The 24,631-nt window shown below is 57.4% G+C and carries 27 protein-coding genes, 2 tRNA genes and 1 pseudogene; 10 read left to right on the plus strand and 20 right to left on the minus strand.

All coding sequences use genetic code 11. The features are described from left to right. Nucleotides 1–53: 53 nt before the first annotated feature. Complete coding sequence (locus AC0V6Z_RS13795) at nt 54–887, minus strand: inositol monophosphatase family protein (RefSeq protein ID WP_472639009.1); 834 nt, start codon at nt 885–887, stop codon at nt 54–56. Between the two features lie 6 nt (nt 888–893). Next, nucleotides 894–1,457: an elongation factor P gene (gene efp / locus AC0V6Z_RS13800; protein ID WP_472639010.1), complete on the minus strand. Its 564-nt coding sequence runs from the start codon at nt 1,455–1,457 to the stop codon at nt 894–896. Between the two features lie 174 nt (nt 1,458–1,631). Between efp and AC0V6Z_RS13805 the strand changes: the two genes are divergently transcribed. Continuing rightward, on the plus strand, nt 1,632–2,060 hold the full coding sequence (locus AC0V6Z_RS13805; protein ID WP_472639011.1) for an elongation factor P: 429 nt from the start codon (nt 1,632–1,634) through the stop codon (nt 2,058–2,060). A 171-nt stretch (nt 2,061–2,231) separates the two neighbouring features. On the opposite strand, the gene AC0V6Z_RS13810 is transcribed toward AC0V6Z_RS13805, so the two are convergent. Next, a complete protein-coding gene (locus AC0V6Z_RS13810) occupies nt 2,232–2,963 on the minus strand; it encodes a LytTR family DNA-binding domain-containing protein (protein WP_472639012.1) in 732 nt (243 codons plus the stop codon). A 182-nt stretch (nt 2,964–3,145) separates the two neighbouring features. On the opposite strand from AC0V6Z_RS13810, the gene AC0V6Z_RS13815 reads away from it, so the two are divergent. Continuing rightward, on the plus strand, nt 3,146–4,603 hold the full coding sequence (locus AC0V6Z_RS13815; RefSeq protein WP_472639013.1) for a serine hydrolase domain-containing protein: 1,458 nt from the start codon (nt 3,146–3,148) through the stop codon (nt 4,601–4,603). Nucleotides 4,604–4,728: 125 nt separating this feature from the next. Here the strand turns inward: AC0V6Z_RS13815 and thiE are convergent, their stop codons facing one another. From thiE to tkt, 9 genes and pseudogenes are all read right to left on the minus strand, one after another. Continuing rightward, nucleotides 4,729–5,394, minus strand: coding sequence for a thiamine phosphate synthase (gene thiE, locus AC0V6Z_RS13820; protein ID WP_472639014.1), 666 nt, complete (start codon nt 5,392–5,394; stop codon nt 4,729–4,731). Between the two features lie 65 nt (nt 5,395–5,459). Beyond that, nucleotides 5,460–6,350 (minus strand): fructose bisphosphate aldolase, encoded by an 891-nt coding sequence (locus AC0V6Z_RS13825; protein ID WP_472639015.1) that lies wholly within the window; start codon nt 6,348–6,350, stop codon nt 5,460–5,462. Nucleotides 6,351–6,465: 115 nt separating this feature from the next. Then, complete coding sequence (locus tag AC0V6Z_RS13830; protein WP_472639016.1) at nt 6,466–6,921, minus strand: PaaI family thioesterase; 456 nt, start codon at nt 6,919–6,921, stop codon at nt 6,466–6,468. After that, entirely contained in the window at nt 6,918–7,994 is a 1,077-nt protein-coding gene (locus AC0V6Z_RS13835) for a serine hydrolase domain-containing protein (protein WP_472639017.1), read from the minus strand. The genes AC0V6Z_RS13830 and AC0V6Z_RS13835 overlap by 4 nt, the downstream gene beginning before the upstream one ends. After that, complete coding sequence (locus AC0V6Z_RS13840; RefSeq protein ID WP_472639018.1) at nt 7,994–8,422, minus strand: nuclear transport factor 2 family protein; 429 nt, start codon at nt 8,420–8,422, stop codon at nt 7,994–7,996. The genes AC0V6Z_RS13835 and AC0V6Z_RS13840 overlap by 1 nt, the downstream gene beginning before the upstream one ends. 3 nt (nt 8,423–8,425) lie before the next feature. Next, nucleotides 8,426–9,628, minus strand: coding sequence for a phosphoglycerate kinase (locus AC0V6Z_RS13845; protein ID WP_472639019.1), 1,203 nt, complete (start codon nt 9,626–9,628; stop codon nt 8,426–8,428). 23 nt (nt 9,629–9,651) lie between these two features. Next, nucleotides 9,652–10,074, minus strand: a complete 423-nt coding sequence (locus AC0V6Z_RS13850; RefSeq protein WP_472639020.1) for a hypothetical protein — start codon at nt 10,072–10,074, stop codon at nt 9,652–9,654. A 15-nt stretch (nt 10,075–10,089) separates the two neighbouring features. Beyond that, nucleotides 10,090–11,101: pseudogene (gene gap, locus AC0V6Z_RS13855) on the minus strand (type I glyceraldehyde-3-phosphate dehydrogenase). A gap of 15 nt (nt 11,102–11,116) precedes the next feature. Then, nucleotides 11,117–13,108 carry a transketolase gene (gene tkt, locus AC0V6Z_RS13860; protein WP_472639021.1) on the minus strand — a complete coding sequence of 664 codons (1,992 nt, stop codon included), beginning with the start codon at nt 13,106–13,108 and terminating at the stop codon, nt 11,117–11,119. A 233-nt stretch (nt 13,109–13,341) separates the two neighbouring features. Between tkt and AC0V6Z_RS13865 the strand changes: the two genes are divergently transcribed. The 5 genes from AC0V6Z_RS13865 (at nt 13,342) to AC0V6Z_RS13885 (ending at nt 16,197) form a co-directional block, all read left to right on the plus strand. After that, complete coding sequence (locus AC0V6Z_RS13865) at nt 13,342–13,590, plus strand: hypothetical protein (protein ID WP_472639022.1); 249 nt, start codon at nt 13,342–13,344, stop codon at nt 13,588–13,590. Beyond that, complete coding sequence (locus tag AC0V6Z_RS13870; protein ID WP_472639023.1) at nt 13,587–14,090, plus strand: cell division protein ZapA; 504 nt, start codon at nt 13,587–13,589, stop codon at nt 14,088–14,090. The genes AC0V6Z_RS13865 and AC0V6Z_RS13870 overlap by 4 nt, the downstream gene beginning before the upstream one ends. A 365-nt stretch (nt 14,091–14,455) precedes the next feature. Beyond that, nucleotides 14,456–15,031 (plus strand): 5-formyltetrahydrofolate cyclo-ligase, encoded by a 576-nt coding sequence (locus AC0V6Z_RS13875; RefSeq protein ID WP_472639024.1) that lies wholly within the window; start codon nt 14,456–14,458, stop codon nt 15,029–15,031. Nucleotides 15,032–15,035: 4 nt separating this feature from the next. Further along, nucleotides 15,036–15,269 carry a DUF2842 domain-containing protein gene (locus tag AC0V6Z_RS13880; protein ID WP_472639025.1) on the plus strand — a complete coding sequence of 78 codons (234 nt, stop codon included), beginning with the start codon at nt 15,036–15,038 and terminating at the stop codon, nt 15,267–15,269. A gap of 64 nt (nt 15,270–15,333) precedes the next feature. After that, nucleotides 15,334–16,197: a ThuA domain-containing protein gene (locus AC0V6Z_RS13885; protein ID WP_472639026.1), complete on the plus strand. Its 864-nt coding sequence runs from the start codon at nt 15,334–15,336 to the stop codon at nt 16,195–16,197. On the opposite strand, the gene AC0V6Z_RS13890 is transcribed toward AC0V6Z_RS13885, so the two are convergent. From AC0V6Z_RS13890 to thyA, 8 genes are all read right to left on the minus strand, one after another. After that, the gene (locus AC0V6Z_RS13890) at nt 16,194–16,502 is read right to left on the minus strand and encodes an SRPBCC domain-containing protein (protein WP_486176495.1); all 309 of its coding nucleotides are present in this window, start codon (nt 16,500–16,502) and stop codon (nt 16,194–16,196) included. The genes AC0V6Z_RS13885 and AC0V6Z_RS13890 overlap by 4 nt on opposite strands. A 58-nt stretch (nt 16,503–16,560) precedes the next feature. Further along, nucleotides 16,561–16,728 (minus strand): hypothetical protein, encoded by a 168-nt coding sequence (locus tag AC0V6Z_RS13895; protein ID WP_486176496.1) that lies wholly within the window; start codon nt 16,726–16,728, stop codon nt 16,561–16,563. Then, the gene (locus tag AC0V6Z_RS13900) at nt 16,721–17,053 is read right to left on the minus strand and encodes an ArsR/SmtB family transcription factor (RefSeq protein ID WP_472639028.1); all 333 of its coding nucleotides are present in this window, start codon (nt 17,051–17,053) and stop codon (nt 16,721–16,723) included. Before AC0V6Z_RS13900 ends, AC0V6Z_RS13895 begins: the two co-directional genes overlap by 8 nt. A gap of 108 nt (nt 17,054–17,161) precedes the next feature. Continuing rightward, a tRNA-Asp gene (locus AC0V6Z_RS13905) sits at nt 17,162–17,239 on the minus strand. A 97-nt stretch (nt 17,240–17,336) separates the two neighbouring features. After that, nucleotides 17,337–18,677: a dihydrolipoamide acetyltransferase family protein gene (locus tag AC0V6Z_RS13910; RefSeq protein ID WP_472639029.1), complete on the minus strand. Its 1,341-nt coding sequence runs from the start codon at nt 18,675–18,677 to the stop codon at nt 17,337–17,339. Between the two features lie 6 nt (nt 18,678–18,683). Continuing rightward, nucleotides 18,684–19,682 (minus strand): alpha-ketoacid dehydrogenase subunit beta, encoded by a 999-nt coding sequence (locus AC0V6Z_RS13915; RefSeq protein ID WP_472640922.1) that lies wholly within the window; start codon nt 19,680–19,682, stop codon nt 18,684–18,686. Nucleotides 19,683–19,759: 77 nt separating this feature from the next. After that, on the minus strand, nt 19,760–21,088 hold the full coding sequence (locus AC0V6Z_RS13920) for a thiamine pyrophosphate-dependent enzyme (protein ID WP_472639030.1): 1,329 nt from the start codon (nt 21,086–21,088) through the stop codon (nt 19,760–19,762). Nucleotides 21,089–21,193: 105 nt separating this feature from the next. Then, the gene (thyA, locus tag AC0V6Z_RS13925) at nt 21,194–22,174 is read right to left on the minus strand and encodes a thymidylate synthase (RefSeq protein WP_472639031.1); all 981 of its coding nucleotides are present in this window, start codon (nt 22,172–22,174) and stop codon (nt 21,194–21,196) included. A gap of 186 nt (nt 22,175–22,360) precedes the next feature. Here thyA and AC0V6Z_RS13930 point away from each other — a divergent pair. The 3 genes from AC0V6Z_RS13930 to AC0V6Z_RS13940 all read left to right on the plus strand — a co-directional run bounded on the left by AC0V6Z_RS13930 (nt 22,361) and on the right by AC0V6Z_RS13940 (nt 24,629). Then, nucleotides 22,361–22,437 (plus strand) — tRNA-Pro (locus AC0V6Z_RS13930). 416 nt (nt 22,438–22,853) lie between these two features. Beyond that, a complete protein-coding gene (locus tag AC0V6Z_RS13935) occupies nt 22,854–23,408 on the plus strand; it encodes a hypothetical protein (RefSeq protein ID WP_472639032.1) in 555 nt (184 codons plus the stop codon). A gap of 339 nt (nt 23,409–23,747) precedes the next feature. Next, the gene (locus AC0V6Z_RS13940) at nt 23,748–24,629 is read left to right on the plus strand and encodes a fimbrial biogenesis chaperone (RefSeq protein WP_472639033.1); all 882 of its coding nucleotides are present in this window, start codon (nt 23,748–23,750) and stop codon (nt 24,627–24,629) included. Nucleotides 24,630–24,631: the final 2 nt, after the last annotated feature.

Genomic DNA, 24,631 nt, shown 5'->3' on the forward strand with positions numbered 1-24,631 from the left:
CGCCTATCGTGAAGCGCGCCTGTTAGCCGCGCCCCGCTCTCACATCAAGAGGCTTACTTCAGTGAATTCGCCAGCAACTTGTGCAGCTTGGAATGCAGCCCATTGTTTGCGGCCAGCACTTGCTGGGAATGGATGGGACCCGAGCGACCGCGAAAATCGCTAACGAAGCCTCCTGCTTCGCGGATCAGCAAGCATCCTGCCGCCGTATCCCAATCATTCAGCCCGCTTTCCCAGAAGCCGTCAAAGCGCCCTTGCGCCACATAGGCCAAATCGAGCGATGCGGCGCCAAAGCGGCGGATCCCCGCGACCTCCGGGCCGATAGCGCCGAAAATCCGGCTCCATTCGGCAAAATCGCCGTGGCCCGCGAATGGAATGCCGGTCGCGATCAAGGCATCGCTCATCTGCGAGCGTCCCGAGACGCGCAGGCGCGCATCCTGCAGCCACGCCCCGCGGGTCTTCTCCGCCCAATAGGTATGATCCTCAATCGGGTGATAGATCACCGCCGCCGTCACATCGCCCCAAGCATTGCCCTTCGCATCCGGGCCGCCCAGGCGCGGTTCCTGCACCGCAATCGAAATCGCGAAATGCGGAATGCCGTGGAGGAAATTGCTGGTCCCATCCAGAGGATCGATGATCCAGCGCGGCATATCGGGATCGCCCTCGATAATGCCCGCCTCTTCCAGCACAAAGCCCCATCCGGGCCGCGCCTTTAACAGCTCGTCATAAAGCGTACGCTCAGCGCGCATATCAGCCTTGCTGACAAAGTCCGCCGGGCCCTTGCGGCTAACCTGAAGGTGCTCCACCTCGCCAAAATCACGGCGCAAACGCCCGCCCGCTTTGCGCGCAGCGCGCTCCATCACGCGGATCAGGCCTGAAAACATCGACATGAGAAGTTAGCCCGCTTTCCCGACATAAGTCTGTTCATAGACGTCAACGATGATGCGAGTGCCAGCGCCGATATGCGGCGGCACCATGATGCGCACGCCATTATCGAGCACGGCGGGCTTATAGCTAGAGGAGGCGGTTTGCCCCTTCACCACCGCATCGGCCTCAACAATCTCGGCCTCAATCTGGTTTGGCAACTGAACCGAGATCGGCTTTTCTTCCCACAGTTCCAGCTGGACCTGCATCCCATCCTGCAAGAATGGGCGCGCATCGCCCAGCAGGTCGCTTGGCAGCATGATCTGCTCGTAATTTTGCTGATCCATAAAGACCAGCATGTCGCCATCCTCGTAGAGGAACTGAAATTCCTTGGTGTCGAGCCGCACCTTCTCAACACTGTCCGCACTGCGGAAGCGAACGTTGGTTTTGCGCCCGTCCTGCAGGTTCTTCATTTCCACCTGCATATAGGCCCCGCCCTTGCCAGGCTGAGTGTGCTGGATCTTGGCAACTTTCCAGATGCCGTTTTCATATTCCAGGATATTGCCCGGACGGATATCGACGCCGCTGATCTTCATGGGGCTATTGTGCCTTCTTGTCGGAAAAAATGGGTAGGCGCCCGATGATTGGGCAACCTTGCGGCTGCGCGCATAGCCGAGGCTTCAGGCGAGGTAAAGCTGAGCATGATTAGCAATCACATGGTAAACGCGGTGGTGCGCCCATATGCCGCATGATAATGGGGCCAAATGAAAATGCGCTATGTCATAGGATTAACGGCTTTTGCAGCGGCAATCGCGGTAGTTACCCCGCATGCGAGTGGCCAAGGTTTGGGCCAAAATCCTAGCGCAGCCGTGGGCCAGGCCAGCGGCGACGGCGGCATGCTGTCGACCATGCCGCAGGGCAATTATCAATGCGCCCTGCCCGGCGATGCAACCGGAGCGGCCTATGATGTAATCGAAGATGCGGGCTTCCGGCTCGGCGCGGCCTCCAGTTATAGCAGCGAGCAAGGCGGCGGAGTTTACCTGCTGAAAGGCCGCCTGCTGACCTTCACCCGAGGCGTAAAAAAGGGCGAACGCTATCGCCGGATCGGCACAAACCAACTTCAAAAACTGGATGCAAATGGCGGTTTAACAAAGGTTCTTTGCACGCGCACAGGCGCGCAGCGTTTTAGCCAGGACTAGTTTGCGGCTCTGGCAGCAAGTTGGATAGTGGCAGTGTGTTCTTCCAATAGTCTGGTTTGCGTCAAAACGATTTGAGATGCCAGTGTCCAGTTGTGGGGGTCGATCGCGGACCTCAAGCGCATTTAGGGAACAACAAGATGCAATTCCCCCAATTACGCAAAAGGTATTGGGTCATAAAAGGAGTGTCTCACGAACCAATTTTGTGCGCGTGCGCGCAATGGGTGCAGAAAGGCCAGATCGGAGCAGTACGGCCAATTTGCCGTTGTTTCTGACGATTTCGACAACACCACGGTTTGCAACCCACCATGAGCGATGAGTTTGTATTCCATCGACAGCAATGAGTTCGTTCACAGCATCGGACAAACGCATCAATATAAGTTCATTGCCGATATCGGTATGGACGCGAAGATAATGGTCCTCCGATGATATGGCATAGAGTTCTGCATCCTGGAATCGTGGTGGTAACCGTTTCAGAAATTTTTGAATCGATGCGGCCTTCCCATCTTCATTGGAAGGTTCGGCACCTCTCAACGCGCCGCTGCTCTTCAATACAGCGTATCCAGCAAACACTATAATTGCCGCGACAACGAAAGACATAAGGTACTGCTGAATCCAGTTGGAAATCGGCCAGTTGCTTTGATAGCCAGTATCAAAGCCTAAGAGAATGAATGGTACCGGAGTGCTGGCCAAGGCTGCCAAAACGATGAGTTGGACGGAAATCGCGTGCGTTCGCAGGACGCGGCCAAAAATCAACGGTGCCACGAGGGCCGCCACTGCCAAACCCGCGCCAATGTTCAAAAACCAAAATACGAAACGTTGGCCAAACGGCATGCGATCAGAATCGTAAACGGCCAGTAGAGTGAATAAAATTGCTAGCGCGGTGGCGGTGAGCAAACCGACCAACCCCAAATTCCATCTCAGCCGCATCTGGTCCCCACAATTCATGCTTCGCGAATGGACTGTATCTGCATTTGGCGAAAGATTCCACGCGATTGGCGCATGGATGTTGGAACTCTCAGCTCATTATCCTCAGGTGTTTCTGCGCAGCTTTGCGGATCTCACAAGATAACCCGGGAATAGTTTGGATGATCTATCAAATACAATGGATGAAAGCCGTCATAGCGATCTTGCTGCTCTCATTCTCTCCTGTCCAAGCCTCCGGACAAGTGACAAGGTTGGCTTCGCCCAGCGCTGAGGAAGTTGATGCGTTCATTCAAATGGGAATGGAACGGCTCAATGCTCCCGGCGGCGCGGTTGCGTTAGTTGAAGATGGGGTAATCACGCATTTGCGCGGCTTCGGCCAAACAGATGGATCAGGCGAGCGTATCACACCACAAACACCGTTCCAGATCGCATCAGTCACGAAGTCTTTTACGTCATTGGTTGTCTTGCAATTGGAGGCCGAAGGAAAGCTCTCAATTGATGACCCGGTCATCGGGCATATCCCGGATTTCAGCACAGCTGATCGCAATATATCCGATGCTATCACAGTCCGAAATCTGATGAATCATCGCAGCGGCCTTTCGACGCTTGATGGCAATCGTTATCAAAGGTCCCAATATCGCGGCGCCGATGCAACCCGGCACGCTGTGCAGCAGCTTGAATCTGCACAATTGGAGGAACGCTCCAGGGGAAACTACCAATATTCCAACGCAAACTATGCAATCTTGGCGCATTTGATCGAAGCGATCGAAAAGTCGCCATTCGAACAAGTGTTGGAAGAGCGAATATTCTCCGTCCTAGATATGAAGAACAGCTATGTTCAAATAGCGGGCAAACCAACCGCTTCCGAAGCCAAAGGACATATCCAATGGTTTGGCATACCTTTCGAGGAGCACTTCATCGCAAGCCGAATGATGATGGCAGCAGGCGGGGTCACAACAAGCGCGGAAGATCTGGCCAAATATCTTATTGCGGTCTCTGAAAACGACCCACGGATTGTTCCAGTTTCTCTGACCGAATCTTGGGCAAAGGGTCACGAACGTGCGTACGAGTTTGGGTGGGAACATGACACTGTAGACGGACAAAAGATTATATTCCACGACGGGGCAAACCCGGGCTTTCGTTCCATTCTCATGTACAATCTCGAGACACGCAAAGGCGGGCTTTTTCTGATGAATATGTCGGGCACGCTCGATGGGAACTTACACTATGGAACCGTTCGCTATGCACTCGGATTACCTGGTACAGACATTTCCACCTCGCAGATTTTTGTATATCTATTGTGGGGATCCGCACTCATTCTAGTTCTGCTGGCTGCAGCCTGTGCCTTTTCACTCCGCAAATTGCGCAGAGCCAAATCAGAGCCTGCGAATAGGCCTTCGTTAGTGAAGTGGGCCTCTATCCTGTTACCATCGCTTTGTTTGATCGGTTATGCCTTTACATTGTGGTTTTACGTTCCCCGATCATTCGGTGTCGATTTCTCCGCAGCCAGCCTATTTTTCCCCGATCTGGGTCTATTAATGGCCCTTCAAATTTTCGTTGCCGTTGTCTGGGCAGTCGTGCGGAGCATTCTGTTGGTAAGACGGTATGGTTTAAAATGAATCCCTGAACGACCGGCTTCCAACATCCGTAATTGAGTCGAAAGAAGAAGGTCCGCTTTTGGGAAAGCGCTGAGATGAAAGCGCAGACTATGTTGAGTAGTCGCAAGCTAGTTGAAACAAGCCGACTAAGCCTTCGCGCTAGACCCCCGCAGCACCTGCGCAAAGGCCCCAATCGCGGCCACTTCATCGCTGTTCCAGACCGCGCCTGATACGGCGAGGAAGTCTGCCCCCGTCTCCACCAATGGCCCGCAATTATCCGGCGTGATGCCGCCGATGGCAACGCAAGGGATTTCAAACAGACCGGCCCAGAACGCGATCAGTTCTGGCTCGGGGCGCGCGGCATCGCCTTTATCCTTGGTAGTCGAGGGGAAGAACGCGCCAAAGGCGACATAATCCGCGCCGGCCTCGCCCGCTTCCATCGCCAGGTGGCGAGAAGCGTGGCAGGTGACGCCGATCTGAGCCGTGCGTCCTAGTTCTGGGCCCAGCTCTTCGCGCGCTTCCTTAGGGTCCCCGTCGCTCTGCCCCAAATGCACGCCGTCGGCCTTCAGACGTTTTGCCAGTGACACGCTGTCATTGACGATAAAGGCGACGTCATGCTCGGCGCAGATCACCTGCAAAGGCTCCGCAAGCACCGCTGCCTCATGGCTATCCAGCCCTTTCACACGAAATTGAAAGGCAGTGACCAGCCCCTTGCCCGCCGCCAGCGCGCGTTCGAGCCGCTGAGGAAAATCGCCCCCCACTTCGAGAGGGGAGATAAGATATAGCTGTGTATCGAGGTTATCATTGGCCATGCAGCGCGCCTTAGTCCGCTGCGGCGCCCGCGCCAATCCCCCGCGTCACAATAGCAGGGATCGGATCAACCCGCGACGCTGGCGGTGTAGATTTTGTCGATCGCCTTGCCGAGCGTGTCGTCAAACTCCGCATCGCTTTGTGCCGCGCGCAAATCCTGCAGCAGGCCGCGGCTAAAGCTCGCGATCATGCCAGGGTTATGGGCGAGCTTCTCGCACGCCTCATCGGTGGAGAAACCGCCCGATAGCGCAACCACGCGCAGCACATTGGGATGCGCAATGGCCGGGGCGTAAAGGCCGCCCTCGACCGGGATGGACAGTTTTAGCATGACCTTGCGGCCCGTCGGCAAGCTATCCAGGCCCTTCATGATCTCAGACAGCAGAATTTGCTCGCCCTCCGCGCGGTCAGCGGCGGTGATGTCAAATTCCGGCTCCAACATGGGCACGAGGCCTGCGTCGGCGATTTGATTGCCAACCGCGAATTGCTGCTCCACCACCTCGGCGATGGCCGCAGCGTTCGCGGACTTAATTACAGAGCGCATCTTGGTGCCGAACATGCCGTGGCCAACCGATTTTTCGAGCAGCGCGGGAAGCTTGTCGAGCGGCTTCATCATCTGCACGCCGTCCGCCTCGTCGGCGAGGCCCTGGTCCACCTTGATAAACGGTACAATGCCGCGCTCTTTCAAGGCATCGGCGGTTGAGGCGCCCTCAACCTCGCTGTCCATCGTCCGCTCAAACAGGATTGCGCCGATGATTTTGCCATTGGCAAAACTGGGCGAGGTAATGACCCGGCTGCGCATGTCGTGAATACGGGCGAACATTTCATCATCGCCTGACCATGCTTCGTCAGAAATGCCGTAGCCGCGCAGAGCCTTTGGCGTAGAACCACCCGATTGATCCAGCGCCGCGATAAAGCCCTGGCCGCCAGCGATCTTGGCCGTCATTTCATCGAAATTCATCGGAAGTCCCCATTCACTTTGGATGCCCTTAAATATGCCAATGCATACCTATGCGCGATCTGTTTGAGCGCGCTTTAGCCAGCCCTTTGACTGCCCGCAACCGGCCATTGCGGCTTTACGCCAGCTTCTTGCCCAAGCGTCTGATAATCCCGGTGAAGCTGAGCGCGGGATTGCCATCAGCGGTCACCATGCCGCGAATAAAGATCGTCTTGCCCCCGCCGCGCGTCACCTCGCCGCGTGCCTCAACCAGCGAGCCATTGGGCACCGCGCCCAGAAAATCGCCCGCCAGATTGAGCGTTACCGCGCTCCCGCCGTTCAGTTCATCCGTGGCGATGCCGAACAAGGCAAAATCGGCAAAGGTCAGCAGGCATCCGCCATGCATAAAGCCCGCGCCGTTCATATGGCGATCCTCCGCACGAAACGCGCTGAGGTAGCTGCCATCATCCTGACGCAGCATGTAGAATGGGCCGGACTGCGTCTCAAACGCATCGTGGTTCCAATGGTACCAGCCTTCAAATTCGCCCTGTTCACAGCGGACCGCGCCGCCATAACCATATTCGGTTTCAGTCATTCGACAAAACTCTCTAGGAAGCGCCGGGCAATCGGGCTTTCAATAACTTCGGCTTTCACCACTGAATTGCCCCACCAAATCGCCTCTGTGTTGGCAAAGACGATGAGCGAGAGGCGGCTCTCTGGAACTTTGAGGTAGAGCGCCGAGTATTGCTTCTCATTCCAGCCAGAATGCCACATCAATCGCTTGCCATTCCAGTCTTCTAAGAACCAGCCTTGCTGGTAATCGCCGAGCTCAGGTATCGGCCTGTTGATCAGCTTTGCCCGGGCATCATCCGGCAGCAAAATCCGCCCCTCATCATAGAAAATGTCAAAATTAGCGATCGCCCGCGGGCTTGCGATAATGCCGGCCGCGGCGCGGAAATCATCGTCAGGCAGGGATTGCTTCACCGCCCGCCCATCAATCACGTGGAATGGCTCGGCCAAAAATCTTAGCGCCGAGCCACCATGTGGATCTCGCCATCCAAGAGCCACATCGTAATCGAGGCCCAAAGAGTAATCGATCACCCGTTCGCGCACGATGTCTCTCAATGGCCGCCCGCCCGCCCCGGTAATTGCGCGATCTATTCGTGCAAAGGCGATTGGGTTGTAGACAAACGTATCGCCATTGGCGCGCATATTGAGCATGTCGGACAATGTCGTCGGCTTGTCGCATTGCATCGCCGCAATTGGGTTGCCGTGCCGATCTGTCCCGCCCGACATGAAAGGGATAGCAGTGGTGACGAAGTATTCACACAATTCCGTCCAAGCAGCATCTTTCGCCATTGGTGTATTCAGTGAAAGACGCCCCATTGCTTGCTCTGAAATCAGCGCAGTCGCGACGATTGGCTTTGTAACAGAGGCAATTTTGTAGGTGGTTTCGGCGCGGGTCGGCAAATCGCCCTCATCATCATAGGTGCCGAAGTACCCTTCCCAAGCGATCTTGTGATCTTTGACAATCACGGCGCTCATCGCCGGGGTGCCGCTTTTCTTGCGAAACTCTTCAAGGAACGCGCCGAACGCCTCGTAATCCGGTTCTTCTGCGGCAAGCGGCGCAGCCAGCAGCAACGCCGCGAACGCGAAGAGTGCGCGCATCAATTCCACAGCTGCAGGTTCTGGATCGCAGCGGCCAGAGATTCTTCCGGGTCCGTGCGCGAAAGGCTGCGCTCCGCCAGTTTCCAGCCACTGCCCACTGCGCCCTTGCGCCACAGATCCGTGAGCCAGAACTGGCCAGACCAATCGCGCGCGCCGATCCGCATTTCCAGATCGACCCCGGCGGCGAACCATGCACATTTGCCATGCTTGTTGATGATGACTTCGCGGAAGCGATAGGCAGAACAACCAAATCGGCCCTCTGCGGCCTCCAGAAAGCTAGGCCGGTCAAGCAATTGCGATCGGTCCGCGCCGATAATCATCATGAAGTCGCGCCGCACAAGCTTGCGCAACTCGCGGTTGTCGCGTCGCATCCAGGCCCGCATAAAGCGGTGCTCCAGCGTCTCAATCGTGGCGGAAATATCGGCCATAGTCTAAGCTCTCAATGCTGCAACACCGGGCAGCACCTTGCCTTCCATCCATTCCAGGAAAGCGCCACCAGCGGTTGAAATATAGGTCACATCGCCCGTCACACCTGCTTGCGCCAAGGCAGCGACGGTGTCGCCCCCGCCCGCGACCGAGATCAGCGAACCTTCCTGCGTCAGCGCCGCAGCATGGCGAGCCAGCGCCATGGTCGCGGTGTCGAACGGTTCTGTCTCAAACGCGCCGAGCGGGCCGTTCCATACCAGAGTGCGACAAGTCTTGAGCACATCGGCCAAAGCCTCCGTCGCGAGTGGACCGATATCGAGTATCATTTCGTCACCAGCGACTTCGTGCACATTGCAGGTTCGAAGGCTCGCCGGATTGGCGGCAAACTCTTTGGCCACCACGACGTCATAGGGTAGATGCACCGTGCAGCCGGAATGATCGGCCTCGTCCATAATTTTCGAGGCTGTCTCGATAAGATCATGTTCTGCGAGACTTTTGCCGACATCCACACCGCGCGCAGCAAGGAAGGTATTGGCCATCCCGCCGCCGATGATGAGATGCTGAACCTTGCCGACGAGGTTTTGCAGAACATCGAGCTTAGTGGAGACTTTCGCCCCGCCAACCACGGCCGCAACCGGAGTTTCCGGATTGCCCAGCGCGCTGTCGAGCGCGGTGAGTTCACGCTCCATCGCGCGGCCAGAATAGGCGGGGAGAAGATGCGCGATGCCTTCTGTTGTCGCATGGGCGCGGTGCGCGGCGCTAAACGCGTCATTGACGTAAAAATCGCCATGCGTCGCGATGCTTTGCGCGAAATTCGAATCATTCGCCTCTTCGCCAGGCCAAAAGCGAACATTGTCGAGAAGGCCAATATCGCCGGGGCGCAGAATGCCAATTGATTGGTCCACCACCGGGCCAGCGACCTCTGCAATGAACATCAGCTCCTTGCCCAGCACACCTTCAACATCGCCCACGACCATGCTGGTCGATAGCGCGGAGTGGCGCGCGCCGCCCGGACGTCCGAAATGCGCTAGCATCAGGACCTTCGCACCCTTCTCGCTCAGCTCCAGAACGGTCGGCTTAATCGCCTCAACCCGCGTCAGATCGCTGGCCGATCCACCCTGCATCGGCAGGTTCAGATCGACGCGAACCAGCGCAACCTTGCCAGTCAGGTCGGCGGGCAAATCATCGAGGGTTTTGAAGTTGGGCATTAAAACACTTTCTCTAGCGTTACTCAGGCAAGATCAGCCAAAAGCGGCAATGCGGCAAGCACCGCAACCGCTGTTGTGACATACCCCAGCGTCTTTGACCGCGACCAACCGCTCACTCCAATCGCGCCAAGCAACGCAAAGGTGCCGATGGCGAAGCTAAGGCTCATCCCCACTTGCACAATAGTACGAGGCCCAGCAGCGACCATGTCAGGCGCGTTTGGATGACTTTGCGCAATAACACCAACGCTCATGTAAGCTGTCACAATAAAGGCAGCTGCCGCTACAGCGGCCAGACCAATGGCCCAGCGAACGACCTTGGACGGCTTTGCCAAGGTCAGGAGCGTGACGAACAATGTCGCCGATACACCGCCTAGGAACGCACCCAGAAATCCGAATTGCCGCGCCAAGGCAGCCAGATATTCAGGGTGCAGTTCCAGCATATTCATCGATCAGGCTTCTCCTTACAGGAATTTCGCCATCACGCCGAGCGGTGTCGATCATCCGGTTGGAGAAGCCCCATTCGTTGTCATACCACGACACGACGCGGGCTAGCTTGCCCTCCATCACGCTGGTCTCCAGGCTGTCGACGGTCGAGCTGGCTGGGTGATGGTTGAAATCGCTGCTCACCAGCGGTTGATCAGTGTAATCGAGAACGGCTGCCATCGGACCGCTTTCCGATGCAGCCTTCAATGCCGCGTTCAGCTCCTCCGCGCTGGTGTCGCGGCCCGGTGTGAACACCAGATCGACCAGTGAGACGTTTGGCGTTGGCACGCGGACGGAAGACCCGTCGAGCTTACCCGCCAGCTCTGGCAGCACCAGACCCACCGCGCGCGCCGCGCCAGTGGTGGTTGGGATCATGTTCTGCGCGCCGCCGCGAGCCCGGCGCATATCGCCGTGCATCTGGTCCAGCATGCGTTGATCATTAGTGTAGGAGTGGATCGTGGTCATGAAACCGCGCTCAATCCCGACCAGATCGTTCAGCACCTTCGCCACGGGTGAGAGGCAATTGGTGGTGCAGCTGGCGTTGGAGACGATCACATCATCCGCGGTCAGGACATCGTGGTTCACCCCGTAAACGACGGTGGCGGAGACGTTCTTCGCTGGCGCGGAGATAAGCACGCGCTTTGCGCCCGCTGTCAGATGAGGTTCGGCTGCTTCGTGGCTTTGGAAGAAGCCAGTGCATTCCAGGACAATGTCGATACCCTGTGCGGCGTGCGGCAGATTGCCTGGATCACGCTCGCTGGTCACGGCGATGCTCTTGCCATTGACGACAATCGTGCCGTCGCCGACCTCTACCGTGCCGGGAAAGCGGCCATGCGTGCTGTCATATTGGAACAGCAGAGCGTTTGACTTTGTGTCCGCCAGATCATTGATCGAGACCAGCTCCAGATCGTGACCGCTGCGCTCCAGAATGGCGCGCGCCACAAGCCGTCCGATGCGACCAAAACCGTTGATTGCAACCTTCGTCGCCATGATGAGAACTCCTGCTTAACCGTTTAATTTGTTGTGAATTTTTGGAAGGATCGCTTCGGCAGTAAGGCCGAAATGCGCAAACAGATCCTTCGCCGGGGCAGAGCCCCCGAATGTGTCGATACCGATGTTCAGCGCGCCTGCACCAATGCCGGTGTATTTCTGCCAGCCAAAGGTCGTGCCCGCTTCGATTGAAACGCGCAGGACGTCTTCGCCCGCCGCCAGAATATCGTCGCGATAGGCCGTGTCCTGCTCGTCGAAGAGTTCGGTGCAGACCATGGAGACAACGTCTGTGCCGATGCCCTGAGCTTCAAGCTCGGCGGCGCATTCAGCGGCTAGGCTGACTTCGGAGCCAGTGGCGTAGATCACAACCTTGCGCTCCGCGCCTGCGGCCTTGGTCCGGTATCCGCCGCGTGCGGAGAGGTTCTCACCAGCATCGGTTAGGCGCTGCTGAGGCAGGCCTTGGCGGGTGAGCGCCAGAATGGACGGACGATCCCGCTGCTCCAGCGCGATTTGCCAACATTCCGCCGTTTCAACCGCATCGCATGGGCGCATCACCAGCACATTCGGCATCGCGCGCAGCGAGGCGACATGCTCGATCGGTTGGTGCGTTGGCCCATCTTCGCCCAGCCCGATGCTGTCATGCGTCATCACATAGATAACGCGCGCCTGTTGCAAAGCGGACAGGCGGATCGCGCCGCGCGCATAATCGGTAAACACCAGGAACGTGCCGCCGTATGGGATGACCCCGCCGTGCAGCGCCATGCCGTTCATCGCGGCGGCCATGCCAAACTCGCGAATGCCGTAATAGACATAGCGGCCCGAATAATCGTCAGCGGAGAACGCTTCGATCCCGCCAGCCTTGGTGTTGTTCGATCCGGTCAGATCGGCGCTGCCACCGATGGTGTCTGGCAAAATCGGATTGATTTCCGCCAGCGCTATTTCGCTTGCCTTGCGGGTCGCGACACTGACGGGATCTTTGATCAGACCCTGGATATAGCCATCCAGATCGAAGGTGCTCGGCAGATCGCCCGCCATGCGGCGCTCAAACTCTTCCCTTTGCGCAGAACCGTTGAGGCGCGTTTGCCATGCGCCATGTGCTTCGCGGCCCATATCGGCGGTCGCTCGCCAGTCTGCCAGAATTTCAGCAGGAACCGTGAATGGCTCATGCGGCCAGCCCAGCGCCTCGCGGGCACCGGCAATCTCGTCCGGCCCTAGCGGCGCACCGTGCGTTGCCGAAGTGCCTTGCTTGGTCGGGGCACCCTTACCAATCACAGTTTTGCAAGCGACCAGCGATGGGCGGCCATCGGCCTTCGCCTCTGAGATCGCGCGTTCAATATCAGCGAAGTCATGCCCGTCACAGCTGACCACGTGCCAGCCTGTCGCTTCATAGCGGGCTTTGATGTCTTCGCTGGTTGACAGATCCGCCGATCCATCAATGGTGATGTTGTTGTCATCCCACAGCACGATCAATCGGCCCAAGTGAAGGTGTCCAGCAAGGCCGATCGCCTCGTGGTTGATCCCTTCCATCAGACAGCCATCGCCCGCAATCACCCAGGTGCGGTGATCGACTAGCTCATCGTCAAAGCTCGCGTTCAAATGCCGCTCTGCCATCGCCATGCCAACGGCCATCGCCAAGCCTTGGCCCAGCGGCCCGGTGGTGCATTCCACGCCTTCCAGCAGGAAATTCTCCGGGTGACCGGCGCACGGACTGCCCAGCTGCCGGAAATTGCGGATGTCATCCATGGTCGGCGCGGCATATCCGGTGAGATGCAGCAGCGAATAGATCATCATGGAACCATGGCCAGCGCTCAAAACGAACCGGTCGCGGTCCGCCCAATCAGGGCGCGCTGGATCAAATTTGACGTGACCCGAATAAAGGACGCTGGCGACATCCGCCATGCCCATTGGCATTCCCGGGTGGCCTGAATTGGCGGCCTGAACCGCATCCATGGATAAGGCGCGAATGGCGTTCGCCATCTGCTGCAAGCGGGCGGGTTCAGTCGTCATGCTCGGGTGGGCTCCTGGTGCCAGCTGAATATGCATCCGAAGCGGCGCGATTGTGCAGCGATTCGGCTTTTCGAAAGCCTTTGCCGAGGCGCATAGGGAGGTCAAGCGCGGGGCCAGCTCTACCCCCGCACAATCCACTGGCCCCGGTTCCTGCACGCTCCGCTACCAGCACTTATCAACAGCAATCACCAAGGCTTTGCAGCGTCTCACCTTTCTTGGTAAACGCGTACCTCATGAGTGAAGCACGAATTGATGAGGCAATTGGACGGATCGAAAATGCGCTTCGCCGCATGGATGCCGCGCGTACGGCCAATCCGCCAGCTCCCGCCCCAGACGATACGCCCAGTGAGGCAGCGGCCGCAGATGAGGCCGCGAACTCTGCCCGCGTGATGACACTGGTCAACAACCACGAAAAACTGCGTGAGGAAGTGGCCGATACCCTACGCGAGCTGGACGGCGTGATTGCGGAGCTGGAAGAATGAGTACCGTTACATTGCAAATCGGTGGCCGCTCCTATCAGGTGGCCTGCGCCGATGGCGAAGAAGCCCACATCGAAATGCTGGGTGGCATGATCGATGCAAAATTCACCGCCATGGGCAGCGCCAAGACCCCGCAAGAGGCGCAGAATTTCCTGTTCGCCTCGCTGATGCTGGCGGATGAAGTGCATGAGGCAAGTGGCAAAAGCGGTGCGCCAGCCGCACCTGTTCCAAGCAGCGGCGATACCGCGAACGCTCAGAGTGCGGCGGAACTGGAAGAGCTGCGCTCGGCACAATCGAGCCTAAACGAAGAACTCGAAAGCCTGAGCAAAGAGCTCCAATCCGCGCGCGAGGAGGCGAAATCGCTTTCCGAACAACTGAAAGAGGCGAAAGAAGCCGCAGAGCAGCGCGATATGTTTGGCGAAGATGTGATCGCAGGTCGTCTGGAAGAACTGGCCGCCAAGGCGGAGAGCTTTGCCGAGGCGCTGGAAGGCTCTGCTGCCTAAGCGTCTCACCCGCGCGCAGCGTTACGGACATTTCGCTTGAGGATGGGCCCTGCGCACCCTAGTTAGGAGGCGGCGGGGCTGCCCGGCGCGAGCCGATTGAATATCCCTGAGGCTATAAGCAATCCATCGGGAGCTGTCCCTGCCTGAGTCCACCGGTTCGGCCGTGGGATTTGGGCATACGGCGCCCACCTGACGTTTTCGCGTCAGAGGATTTCTCCTGGTCCGGCCCATGGTGGTCCCGCTACTTGTTTTTCGCAGCGCATCCGCGCCGCGACTTCCTCGCTCATCGCGATCAATGATCGCATCGCTGCGGGCGCCCGGTCGGGCTTGCGGTCCTGCGGGCCGATTGGACGGATTGAGGTAGTGTGACTTTGCCGAGCAAACCAGAACTGCGCAAAGCGCTGCGCAAGGCGCGCCGCGATCACGTCCTCACCCAGCCAGAGGCGATCAAGGCGCTGTTGTTTAGCCGCCCGCCCGGGGCACTACTATCGCGGATCAGCGAGACTGCCAGCATTGGTCTCTACGCCGCCAGCGCGGATGAAGCCCCAGCGGTAGGCTATGCGAAGTTTTTTCACGAGCAAGGCCGCACCATAGCCCTGCCCCGCTTCGATGCGCGAGACAGCGCGATGGCCTTCGCGAGGTATGCCGATCCCTATATCGATGACCTGCTGGAGGACGGACCGTTCGGCGTGGCTCAACCGCGCGCGGATGCTACCCCAATCATCCCGGACATCGTGTTTGTGCCGCTGATCGGTTTCACCGAGAATGGGGAGCGTCTGGGCCAAGGCGGTGGGCATTATGATCGCTGGCTGTCGGAACATCCGGGCCGCTTGGCCATTGGGCTGGCATGGGATGTGCAACTCTGCGAAGAGTTGCCAGCCGAGCCGCATGACATGAACCTGGATGCGATCATCACCCCAACTCGAGCCTACGGATTGTAAGACGATGCGCGAAGAACCAACCTGGCGAATTCCAGTGGGTGTTATCGGTCTGTTTATCGCACTGATCGCTTATGGCATCTTGATTGCCCATTTCGCGCCGACCACGATCAGCACATGGCCCGGCTGGGTCCAGACGATTGTCTACATCTTCCTGGGCGTGGTCTGGCTTTTACCGCTCAAACGATTCCTGATCTGGATGGAGACCGGCAGCTGGAACCCACCACCCCAACAGGACTAAGTTTGCTTGACCAGCTTTGGCGCCGCTCCTTGCCGCGCGGGGCTGTGCTGATACAAGTGGGCGCATGAAGTGGTTTATCGCTCCCCTCGCTCTCGCACTCGCCGCCTGCGCACCCTCCACTGCTCAGACTGATCAGGCTGCTGCGCCCTATGACAGCGCCCCGCCCGAAATCACCGAATATATGCCGCAGCCTGCCGTGCTGGTCTTCTCCAAAACGCGCGGCTGGCGGCACAATGAAGGAATTGCGGGCGCTGATCGGTTCTTTGCGGAGATGACGGCAGAGCAAGGCATGGGCCTGTTCACCACAGCCAATGGCGCGGTCTTCAACGCCGATCAGTTGGCGCGCTTTGATTTGGTGGTGTTCAACAATATGACCGGTGACACGCTTTCACCGGAGCAAGAACGCGCATTCCAGCAGTGGCTGGAGGATGGTGGGGCTTTGGTCGCTTTACACGCCTCGGGCGATGACAGTCACGGCGATTGGAGCTGGTATGATGAGAGCGTGATCGGGCCACAATTCATCGGTCATCCGGCTGATCCACAATTTCAGGATGCGCGTGTGGTGAACCTGGCGGCCAAGCATCCGGTTATGCAGGGCCTACCAGCGGACTGGGTCCACAATGATGAATGGTACAGCTTTGACAGTGCGGAATTGGGCGATGCTGTACCGCTGATGGGCCTGGATGAGGACAGCTACAGCCCTGAGAACCTGCTCTACGGCCCGGTTCAGGACTTGCGCATGGGCGGCGGGCCAGAAGGCCATCCGATTGCCTGGGTGCGTTGCCTTGGCAGAGGGCGCGCGTTCTATTCCGCCATCGGCCATAATCACACCAGCTATGATGATCCGATCTATCGGCAGATGCTCAGCAACGCCCTGTTATGGGTGCGCGCGGGTGGAGAGGATCGCGAAGGCTGCGAAGTGAACTAACCAATGATCATCTGATCATACTGTGCCTCAAGCGCCTGATCGATGACCCAGAAGTCAGATTGACGCGAACCAACCAATACCTCGGCAAGTAGGTCGAAATGACCATGCCAACCAGCGAGCACCCCAACCAGCATGTCGCGCCCGGCAACGCCTGTATGAACAAGGTGGAGTTCGGTCGTGCCGCCGCCCAGCGACTTTAACGTGACCTCGACCGTGCTCTTACCTCCATCTTCAGCTTCGAACCAAGTGAACGCGAACCGATGGGGCGGTTCGTATTCAAGGATTTCACCACGATGCGTCGTCACCTCTTCCGATGCATACTTATCTGGTGGAGCGCTTTCTGAAAGACGTCGATGGTCAAATTCAAAGACGATCTGTCCGCCTAGCCTGACCATCCGTTGATCCACCGCAAAACCACAGTTTGCGTTTTTCAGGGTCGACCAGGAACTGCCAGACCTTCTCAATTCCAGCGTCAAATCGCCTGGTAAACTCGATTTGCTGAGGCCCCGTCTGCTTGCCAAAGTCAGTCATCACCATCCTCCTTCAATACTTGATCGAGTGCGTCGAGGCGCTGGGACCAGAACGCGCTGTAGCGCTCAACCCAATCACGCGCGGCGAAGAGCGATTCCTCGTTCAGCGCACAGATGCGCTCACGCCCACGCTTCTCACGTGTCAGCAAACCCGCCTGCTCCAACACACCGACATGTTTCGAGGCCCCAGCAAGGGTCATATCCAGTGGCGCAGCCAGATCGCTAACCGTGCGCTCACCTTGGGCGAGCTGCTCTATCATGCGCAGCCGGGTTGGATCACCCAGTGCGCGGAATACAGAATCAAGCTGCCGTCCATTATCAACCATATGGTTGAGTATATCGAAAGCAGATAAAAACTCAACCCATCGGTTGAGTGATTGGATCAGGCGCTGCAAAAGGCCTGAGTATTTTATATCGATTTGGAAGGTCCCAAGTGGCGCGAGTGACGAGACTTGAACTCGCGACCTCCGGCGTGACAGGCTTGGCGCTCTAACCAACTGAGCTACACCCGCATAATGTGGGTTTGCACCGCTTGGGAGCAGGGCCATTAGGCCCCGCTGATCTGACTGTCAACGGCTCTGACAGTCATTTTTTGCCATTTTGAAAACTTTATTCCGTCAGCAGCAAAACGGGCGTCTCAACCAGCTTTTTTACGTCCTGAATAAAGCTTGCTGCATCATAGCCATCAACCACCCTGTGATCACAGGAAATCGAGATATTCATCAGCTTGCGCTTCTCGATTCGCTCTGCGCCATCCGGGCCGGTGACATACATTGGCCGCTCGATAATGCGGTTGGGGCCAATGATCGCAACCTCTGGCCGATTGATGACCGGCGTGGTTGCCACCCCGCCCAATGGACCGAGCGATGTCACCGTAAGTGTTGAGCCGGAAAGTTCCTCTGACGTGGCCGAGCCATCACGAGCAGCCTCAGCCAAACGGCCGATTTCGCGGGCTAGCTGCCAGATGTTTTTCGACTGCGCATCTTTGATCACCGGCACCATCAGGCCGCCATCGGTCTGAGCGGCCATGCCGAGGTGCACCGCGCCGTGGCGCGTGACGACATTCGCCTCGTCATCATAGCGCGCATTAATCATCGGATAATCCGGGATCAGCTTGCAGAATGCGCTGATGAGCAGCGGCAGCATAGTCAGCTTTGGCTTGTTACCGCGATTGGCGTTGAGGTCAGCACGCATCCGCTCAAGCTCAGTCACATCGACTTCTTCGACATATGAGAAATGCGGGATCGAGCGCTTTGAGGCGGCCATATTTTGCGCGATCCGCTTACGCAGGCCGATGACCTTGATTGGCTCGTCGGCGCGCGCGGCGCCAGCGGGAGCAAATCCGCCACCTGCATTGTAGGACAGGAAAGCGTCGAGATCAGCGTGGCGAATGCGGCCATCCGCGGCGGGCTTCACCTCGCCCAGATCAATGCCGAGATCGCGGGCGCGTTTGCGCACGGCTGGCGTGGCGAGAACTTTAGTCTCAGCCTGCCCTGAGCTGGTGGCGCTAGGCGCCGTCTTCGACTCCGAAGGGCTGCCCTTCTTCCGCTCAGGCTCGGTTGAAGAGGAAGACAGTGCTTCGACAGGCTCAGCACGAGCAGGAGAAGAGGAAGGCTCTTCAACAGTTGGTGTCGGCTCTGGTTCGGCAGGAGGCTTAGGTTCAACCGCTTCGCTGGCGCTTTCCTCTTTGGCTTCCGGCGCATCTTCGCCCTCGACCTCAACCACCAACAACATCCCGCCAACCGCGACGATATCCCCCGCCTCGCCAGCGACTTCAGTAACAGTGCCGGTCACCGGGCTTTCGATATCGATCGTAGCCTTGTCGGTCATCACATCGACGATGTGCTGATCTTCCTCGATCTGATCTCCGACCTTGACCTGCCATTCGACGATCTCGGCCTCTGCCACGCCTTCGCCCACGTCAGGCATGTTGAATGTAAATTTACTCATGTCAGATCAATCCTTGAGGATCTTGTCGATCGCTTCGCCAATACGAACCGGACCAGGGAAATAGGCCCATTCGAGGCTGTGCGGATAGGGTGTGTCAAATCCGGTGACGCGCTCAACCGGCGCCTCCAGATGATAGAAGCAGCGCTCAGTCACTAGCGCAGACAGCTCTGCGCCAAAGCCGGACGTGCGGGTCGCCTCATGTACGATCAAGCAGCGGCCCGTGCGTTTCACGGAAGCCTCGATGGCTTCAATATCGAGCGGCATCAGCGTGCGCAGATCGAGAATGTCGGCCTCAATGCCTTTATCCGCGCAAACCGCCTCAGCCACATGCACCATCGTGCCGTAAGCCAGCACGGTGAGCTGTTCGCCCTCGGTTACCTGACGCGCTTTGCCGAGCGGGATCTTGTAATAGCCTTCTGGAACCACGCTATCCTTGTGCCGCTTCCACGGCTCAACTGGCTTGTCGTAAAAGCCAGTGAACGGGCCATTGTAAATCCGCTTGGGTTCGAAAAAGATCACCGGATCATTGTCTTCAATGGAAGCGATCAGCAAACCCTTGGCATCATAGGGCGTCGCCGGGATTACTGTCTTCAGACCCGCGACATGGGTGAACAAAGCCTCGGGAGATTGGCTGTGTGTTTGCCCGCCAAAAATCCCGCCGCCAAAGGGAGAGCGGACAGTCATCGGCGCAATGTAATCGGTCGCCGAGCGATAGCGCAGCCGCGCCGCCTCACTCACCAGCTGATCAAGGCCGGGATAGATATAGTCAGCAAACTGAATTTCCGGGATCGGACGCAGGCCATATGCCCCCATCCCCACAGCGACACCAATGATGCCGCATTCAGAGATTGGCGTATCGAACACACGGGTTTTGCCGTGCTTTTCCTGAAGCCCAGCCGTCGCGCGGAACACGCCGCCAAAATAGCCGACATCCTCGCCCATTATGATGGTGTCGGGATCACGCTTCAGCATAATGTCCAGCGCTTCGTTAATCGCCTCGATCATATTGATCCGGCGTTCACCCTGGCTTTGCCCCTGCCCTTGTGATTGTTCAGGGTTGGCGCTTTTCACGTCACTCGCGCTCATTTGCCAGCTCCATCTTTGGGGTGCTGATCCGGCCATTTGATCTCGCGTTCACGCGTGGCCTGCTCAGCCTGTTCCTTGAGATGCCAGGGCAGCTCTTCGAAAACGTCTTCGAACATCGTCTTGAACGGATGGTGCAGGCCGTGCCCCAGAATGCCGTTCTTCTCGGCCTCCTTCGTAGCGGCCTTCACTTCTTCCGCGCATTTGAGGTCCATCGCTTGTTGGCGCTCTTCATCCCATTCACCAATTGCGATCATGTGCTTCTTCAGCCGCATGACAGGATCGCCCAACGGCCATTCCTCACGTTCTTGAGCGCTCCGGTAGCCGGACGGATCATCTGAGGTGGAATGCCCCTCTGCACGGTAGGTGAAATATTCGATCAGAGTCGGTCCCTGATTGGCGCGGGCCCGGTTTGCGGCCCATAGCTGTGCAGCGTAGCAAGCCAGCGCATCATTGCCGTCAACCCGCAGGCCAGCGAGGCCATATCCCAGCGCGCGTGCGGCAAAGGTCGTCCGCTCTGATCCGGCGAAACCAGAGAAGCTGCTAATCGCCCACTGGTTGTTGATAACATTCAGGATAACCGGTGCATTATAAACGGTCGCAAAGGTGCAGGCGCTGTGGAAATCGCCCTCAGCCGTAGAGCCTTCACCCACCCAGGTCGCCGCGATCCGGCTGTCGCCTTTGATCGCGCTCGCCATGGCCCAACCGACCGCTTGCGGGGTCTGGGTCGCAAGGTTGCCAGAGATGCTGAAAAAGCTGTGCTCGCGGCTGGAATACATGATCGGCAACTGGCGACCTTTCAACTTATCGCCCTTGTTCGAGTAAATCTGGTTGATCATCTCGATCAGAGGATAGCCGCGCGCAATCAGAATGCCTTGCTGGCGATAGCTTGGGAAAATCATATCGTCGCCAGCCAGCGCCATCGACGCAGATACGCTGGTTGCCTCTTCGCCTGTGCACTTCACGTAAAAGCTGGTCTTGCCTTGACGCTGGCCGCGGAACATCCGCTCATCAAAGGCGCGGACCATCGCCATATGGCCCAGCATTGTGCGCAGAGTATCGGGCGAAAGTTTAGGGTCCCACGGACCGTATGCTTTGTTATCGTCACCAAGCACGCGGACCAAGCCATAGGCTAAGTCCTTCATATCGCCGGGTGCGCAGCCTTCATCCGGGCGCCGCATATCGCCAGGCGCACCGACGTCCACATCTGCGAAATTGACCGGATCGCCCGGGCGCGACCGCGGTTCGGGCACGTGCAGTGCCAAGGCCGGTCGATTGTCGCCGGTGTGCGGACTGTCGCCGCTATTGCCTGAGGCCTTGTCGGCCATATCAGCGCTCTCCCAATTGGATAACCCACTCGGACGATGGGCTTGCAATAATTGCGTTGTCACGAATTTTTATTTCAACGCGTGAGAGCGGTCAAGCGAATGCCGCTACACCGCAACAGGTGCCTTGATCGGGGGCAATGGCGCGTAATCATCGACCCTGAAATCCTCAATTTTGTAATCGAAAATTGTTTCGGGCTTGCGCGTGATCATAAACATTGGCTGCGATTGTGGTTCGCGACTCAGTTGCTCGGTGATCAATTCCTCGTGATTGAGATAGAGGTGCACGTCCCCGCCCATCCAAACGAGTTCACCCGGTTGCATATCAACCTGCTGTGCGATCATCCGCTGCAAAAGCGCCGCTGACCACAGGTTAAACGGCAGGCCCAGCGCGACATCACAACTGCGCTGATACAAAACACAATTGAGCCGCGCCTCTGACCCGCTGCCATCGACGTGGAACTGATAGGTTTTGTGACACGGGGGCAGCGCCATCTGATCAAGATCCGCCACATTCCAGCCTTCTATTATATGGCGGCGGCTGCCCGGGGATGTGCGCAGGCTCTCAACCACTTGCGCGATCTGATTAATGCCCTCGCCCTTTTCGTAGAGCCCATCCTTGCGATAGCGATAGGTCGGCCAATCGACCCATTGCTTGCCGTATACCGGACCCAAATCGCCCCAGCGCTTTGCAAACTTCTCGTCATCCGCAATCCGCGACACGAAATCATCGAGGGGAATGTCCTCGCCCGTGGCCTTAACGTAGTTGGCGTGTGGCCATTCGTTCCAGATCTTCACGCCTTGTAGCACCAGCGGGCGAATATTGGTCTCGCCAGTCAGGAACCACAGCATTTCCCGCGTTGCCGTCTTCCAATAAACCCTTTTGGTCGTCAGCAGCGGCATGGCTCCATCCGCCAGATCGAACCGCAATTGCGCGCCCATTATAGAACGCGTGCCTATCCCGGTGCGATCGGTCCGCTCGCTTCCTTCATTCCATATGCGGCGCATCAGGTCGAGATATTGCCACTCAGGATGGTCTGGGTGGGACCGCGCGGTGGGAATCGCATCGTGTGTTTGGGGTCTGGCCATGGCCCGGTTCTAGCTCGCGGACCGCTCATTTGTCACCCACCGCCCAGCCCTCTCCTCCACCGCTTTTTGTGGCGCTTGCCGAACCCGCTTGCCATCCCGATAAACCGCTCCTAATAGGCGCGCCTCACATCGCCTTGTCGGCGCTCCTTTGACGGGGCCTAAGCCGAACAAGCGCTGATGACCGGTCGGGGAGTGGCGCAGCCAGGTAGCGCACCTGTTTTGGGTACAGGGGGTCGGAGGTTCGAATCCTCTCTCCCCGACCATTTTCACATTACCGTTGGAGCGAATGACTTCCTTTATGGAGGCTGCCTTATCGCAAACGCCCCACATTTTTCTCGCAGGCCCACTTCAATTGCCAAGTAATGATCCGTCTTGACCGCTCAATTCGGCCAAGCTCATTAACCAAAAGGCAAAAACGCCAGTCAGAGCGAAAATAACGGTAAGGTGCCGATGTTGCATTGTTTCGAATTGAAACAGAAGTGACTTAACCGCGTCACGTTACATCAATTTACCCTTTAAAATCAGACTCCCTTGTCGATAGATCGGGATGAGTCGTTGCATATGCGCGATTACGCGTTAATAACTTGTTTACCAGGTTCGCACTCGATTCGCGTCGAGGAAAACATAATCAGGGCGTCTCAGACTTGGTAACTTAGTTACTTTCTAGAGGGGAAGATTAATGAAGAAACTACTTATGGCTGGCGCACTCGGCGCTGCTTTTGCTGCATCACCGGCTGCCGCTCAATCAGCGACCGCTTCTGATGATTTCGGCGTTGTTGCACTCGTTCAATTCGAATGCAGCGTTGACGATCCTGAAACCGTATTTTTCGGCTTTCTCGACATTGAAGAAGATTCAGGTTCGGACGCTCTGTCACTGACCGAAAATCGCTATGTTGAGCGTCAGCGCATTTGGACAAGCTGCAACTATCCTGCTTCGATCACTCTTGAAGGTGACGCGATGCAGAACTTCCTGCAGACGAATGACGGCCCAGACGCCGACGATTTCACTGATGAACTGCAGTACCGTCTTCGCCTGCGTGCGGATGACAACACTGACTTCGCAACCGTTGAGCACCGCACTGCGGACGGCTCAGCAACTACCGTTGCGCAAACCGGTGCATTCCACAACCGTGCAGTACTGCGCACAGTGATCAACGTGAACGATCAAGAATCGCCACGTCCATTGGCTGGCTTCTACGCTGCTGTTGCGACCGTTACACTCGGCGCAATCTAAGCGACACTTCGCTTAATATGAGATTGGGGGAGAGGAATTCGTTCCTTTCCCCCATTTCAACTCCGGGTGAGAAGCCAAAACGGTTCAACCCAAAAGACACAGCTCGGGCAAGCAGCTCTCAGTTAAGAGTTAATTCACTTGCACGAAGCGATATTTGGACCTTATCGAAGGCCAACAACAAAAAATACGGGTCGGTTTCGAGGTTATCAAGACACTGTGCAGGGGCGCACTGTTGACTTGAAGGGGGATTTTTCCATGTTTCGGCCGATTTGGGCAGCCTTAAGTGCGCTAGCTCTAATACTAACGCCTAGCGCCGCAATGGCAGCTCGCGTTTCTCCAATGATTGCAGACCTCGAGCCCGACGGCCGTGGTGCAGTCACACGCATTGAAATGGTAAGCGATGCCAACAATGACATCGCCTATGAAGTGCTGATGATGCGCGGTGACATCTCGACCGAGGGTGAGCTTGAGCTAACTCCAGCCGAAGAAGACTTTCTGGTATTCCCCACGCAAATCTTGCTGAAGAGCAAGGCACGTCAGGTTTTCCGCGTTCAATATGTCGGCAATCCTGATCTCAAGAATTCTGAAATCTACTACATGTCGATCCGGCAACTGCCGGTTGAAGTCGATGCCAATTCGCGATCGCAGGTTCAGGTCGTCATCAATTACAACGTCTTGATGAACGTGTTCCCAGAGGGCGCACGCTCCGAGCCGGTGATCCGCCAGGTCAGCGCGGTTACCCGCGAAGTCCCGCTGCTCCAAAGCGAGATCAACGAGCTGGAAGCCCAGCGCGCCGCAGAACAGCAAGCTGCACTGGAAGCTGAGCAAGACGCTCGCGACGCAGCCCAGACCGCTGCTGAGAATGATGGCGCCACACCAGTCACTCCGCCTGCAACAATCGAAATCCCTACTGCCGAAGCCACCGAGACCGCTGAGGATCCTAACGCTCCTCCGCCCACCCGCTCAGAAAAGGGGCTGGAAGTTCTGGTAGGCAATGATGGCAACCGCTACTTCCTAGCTGGTCTTTCCACATGGCGGATGACCGGCACGCGCACCGATGGCGAGCCCTTCGAAGCGGAATACACCCCTGAGCAAATCGCAAGGTTTATCGGCGCAGGTGTGGTCGCTCCGGGCAAAGATCGCTTGTTTTTCGTCCCGATGGACGTCGAACTCGATCCGACCTCGGTTACGATCGAGATCGACACACCAGTAGAACAGTGAGG

This window comes from Erythrobacter sp. SN6-5 (genome assembly GCF_057364945.1).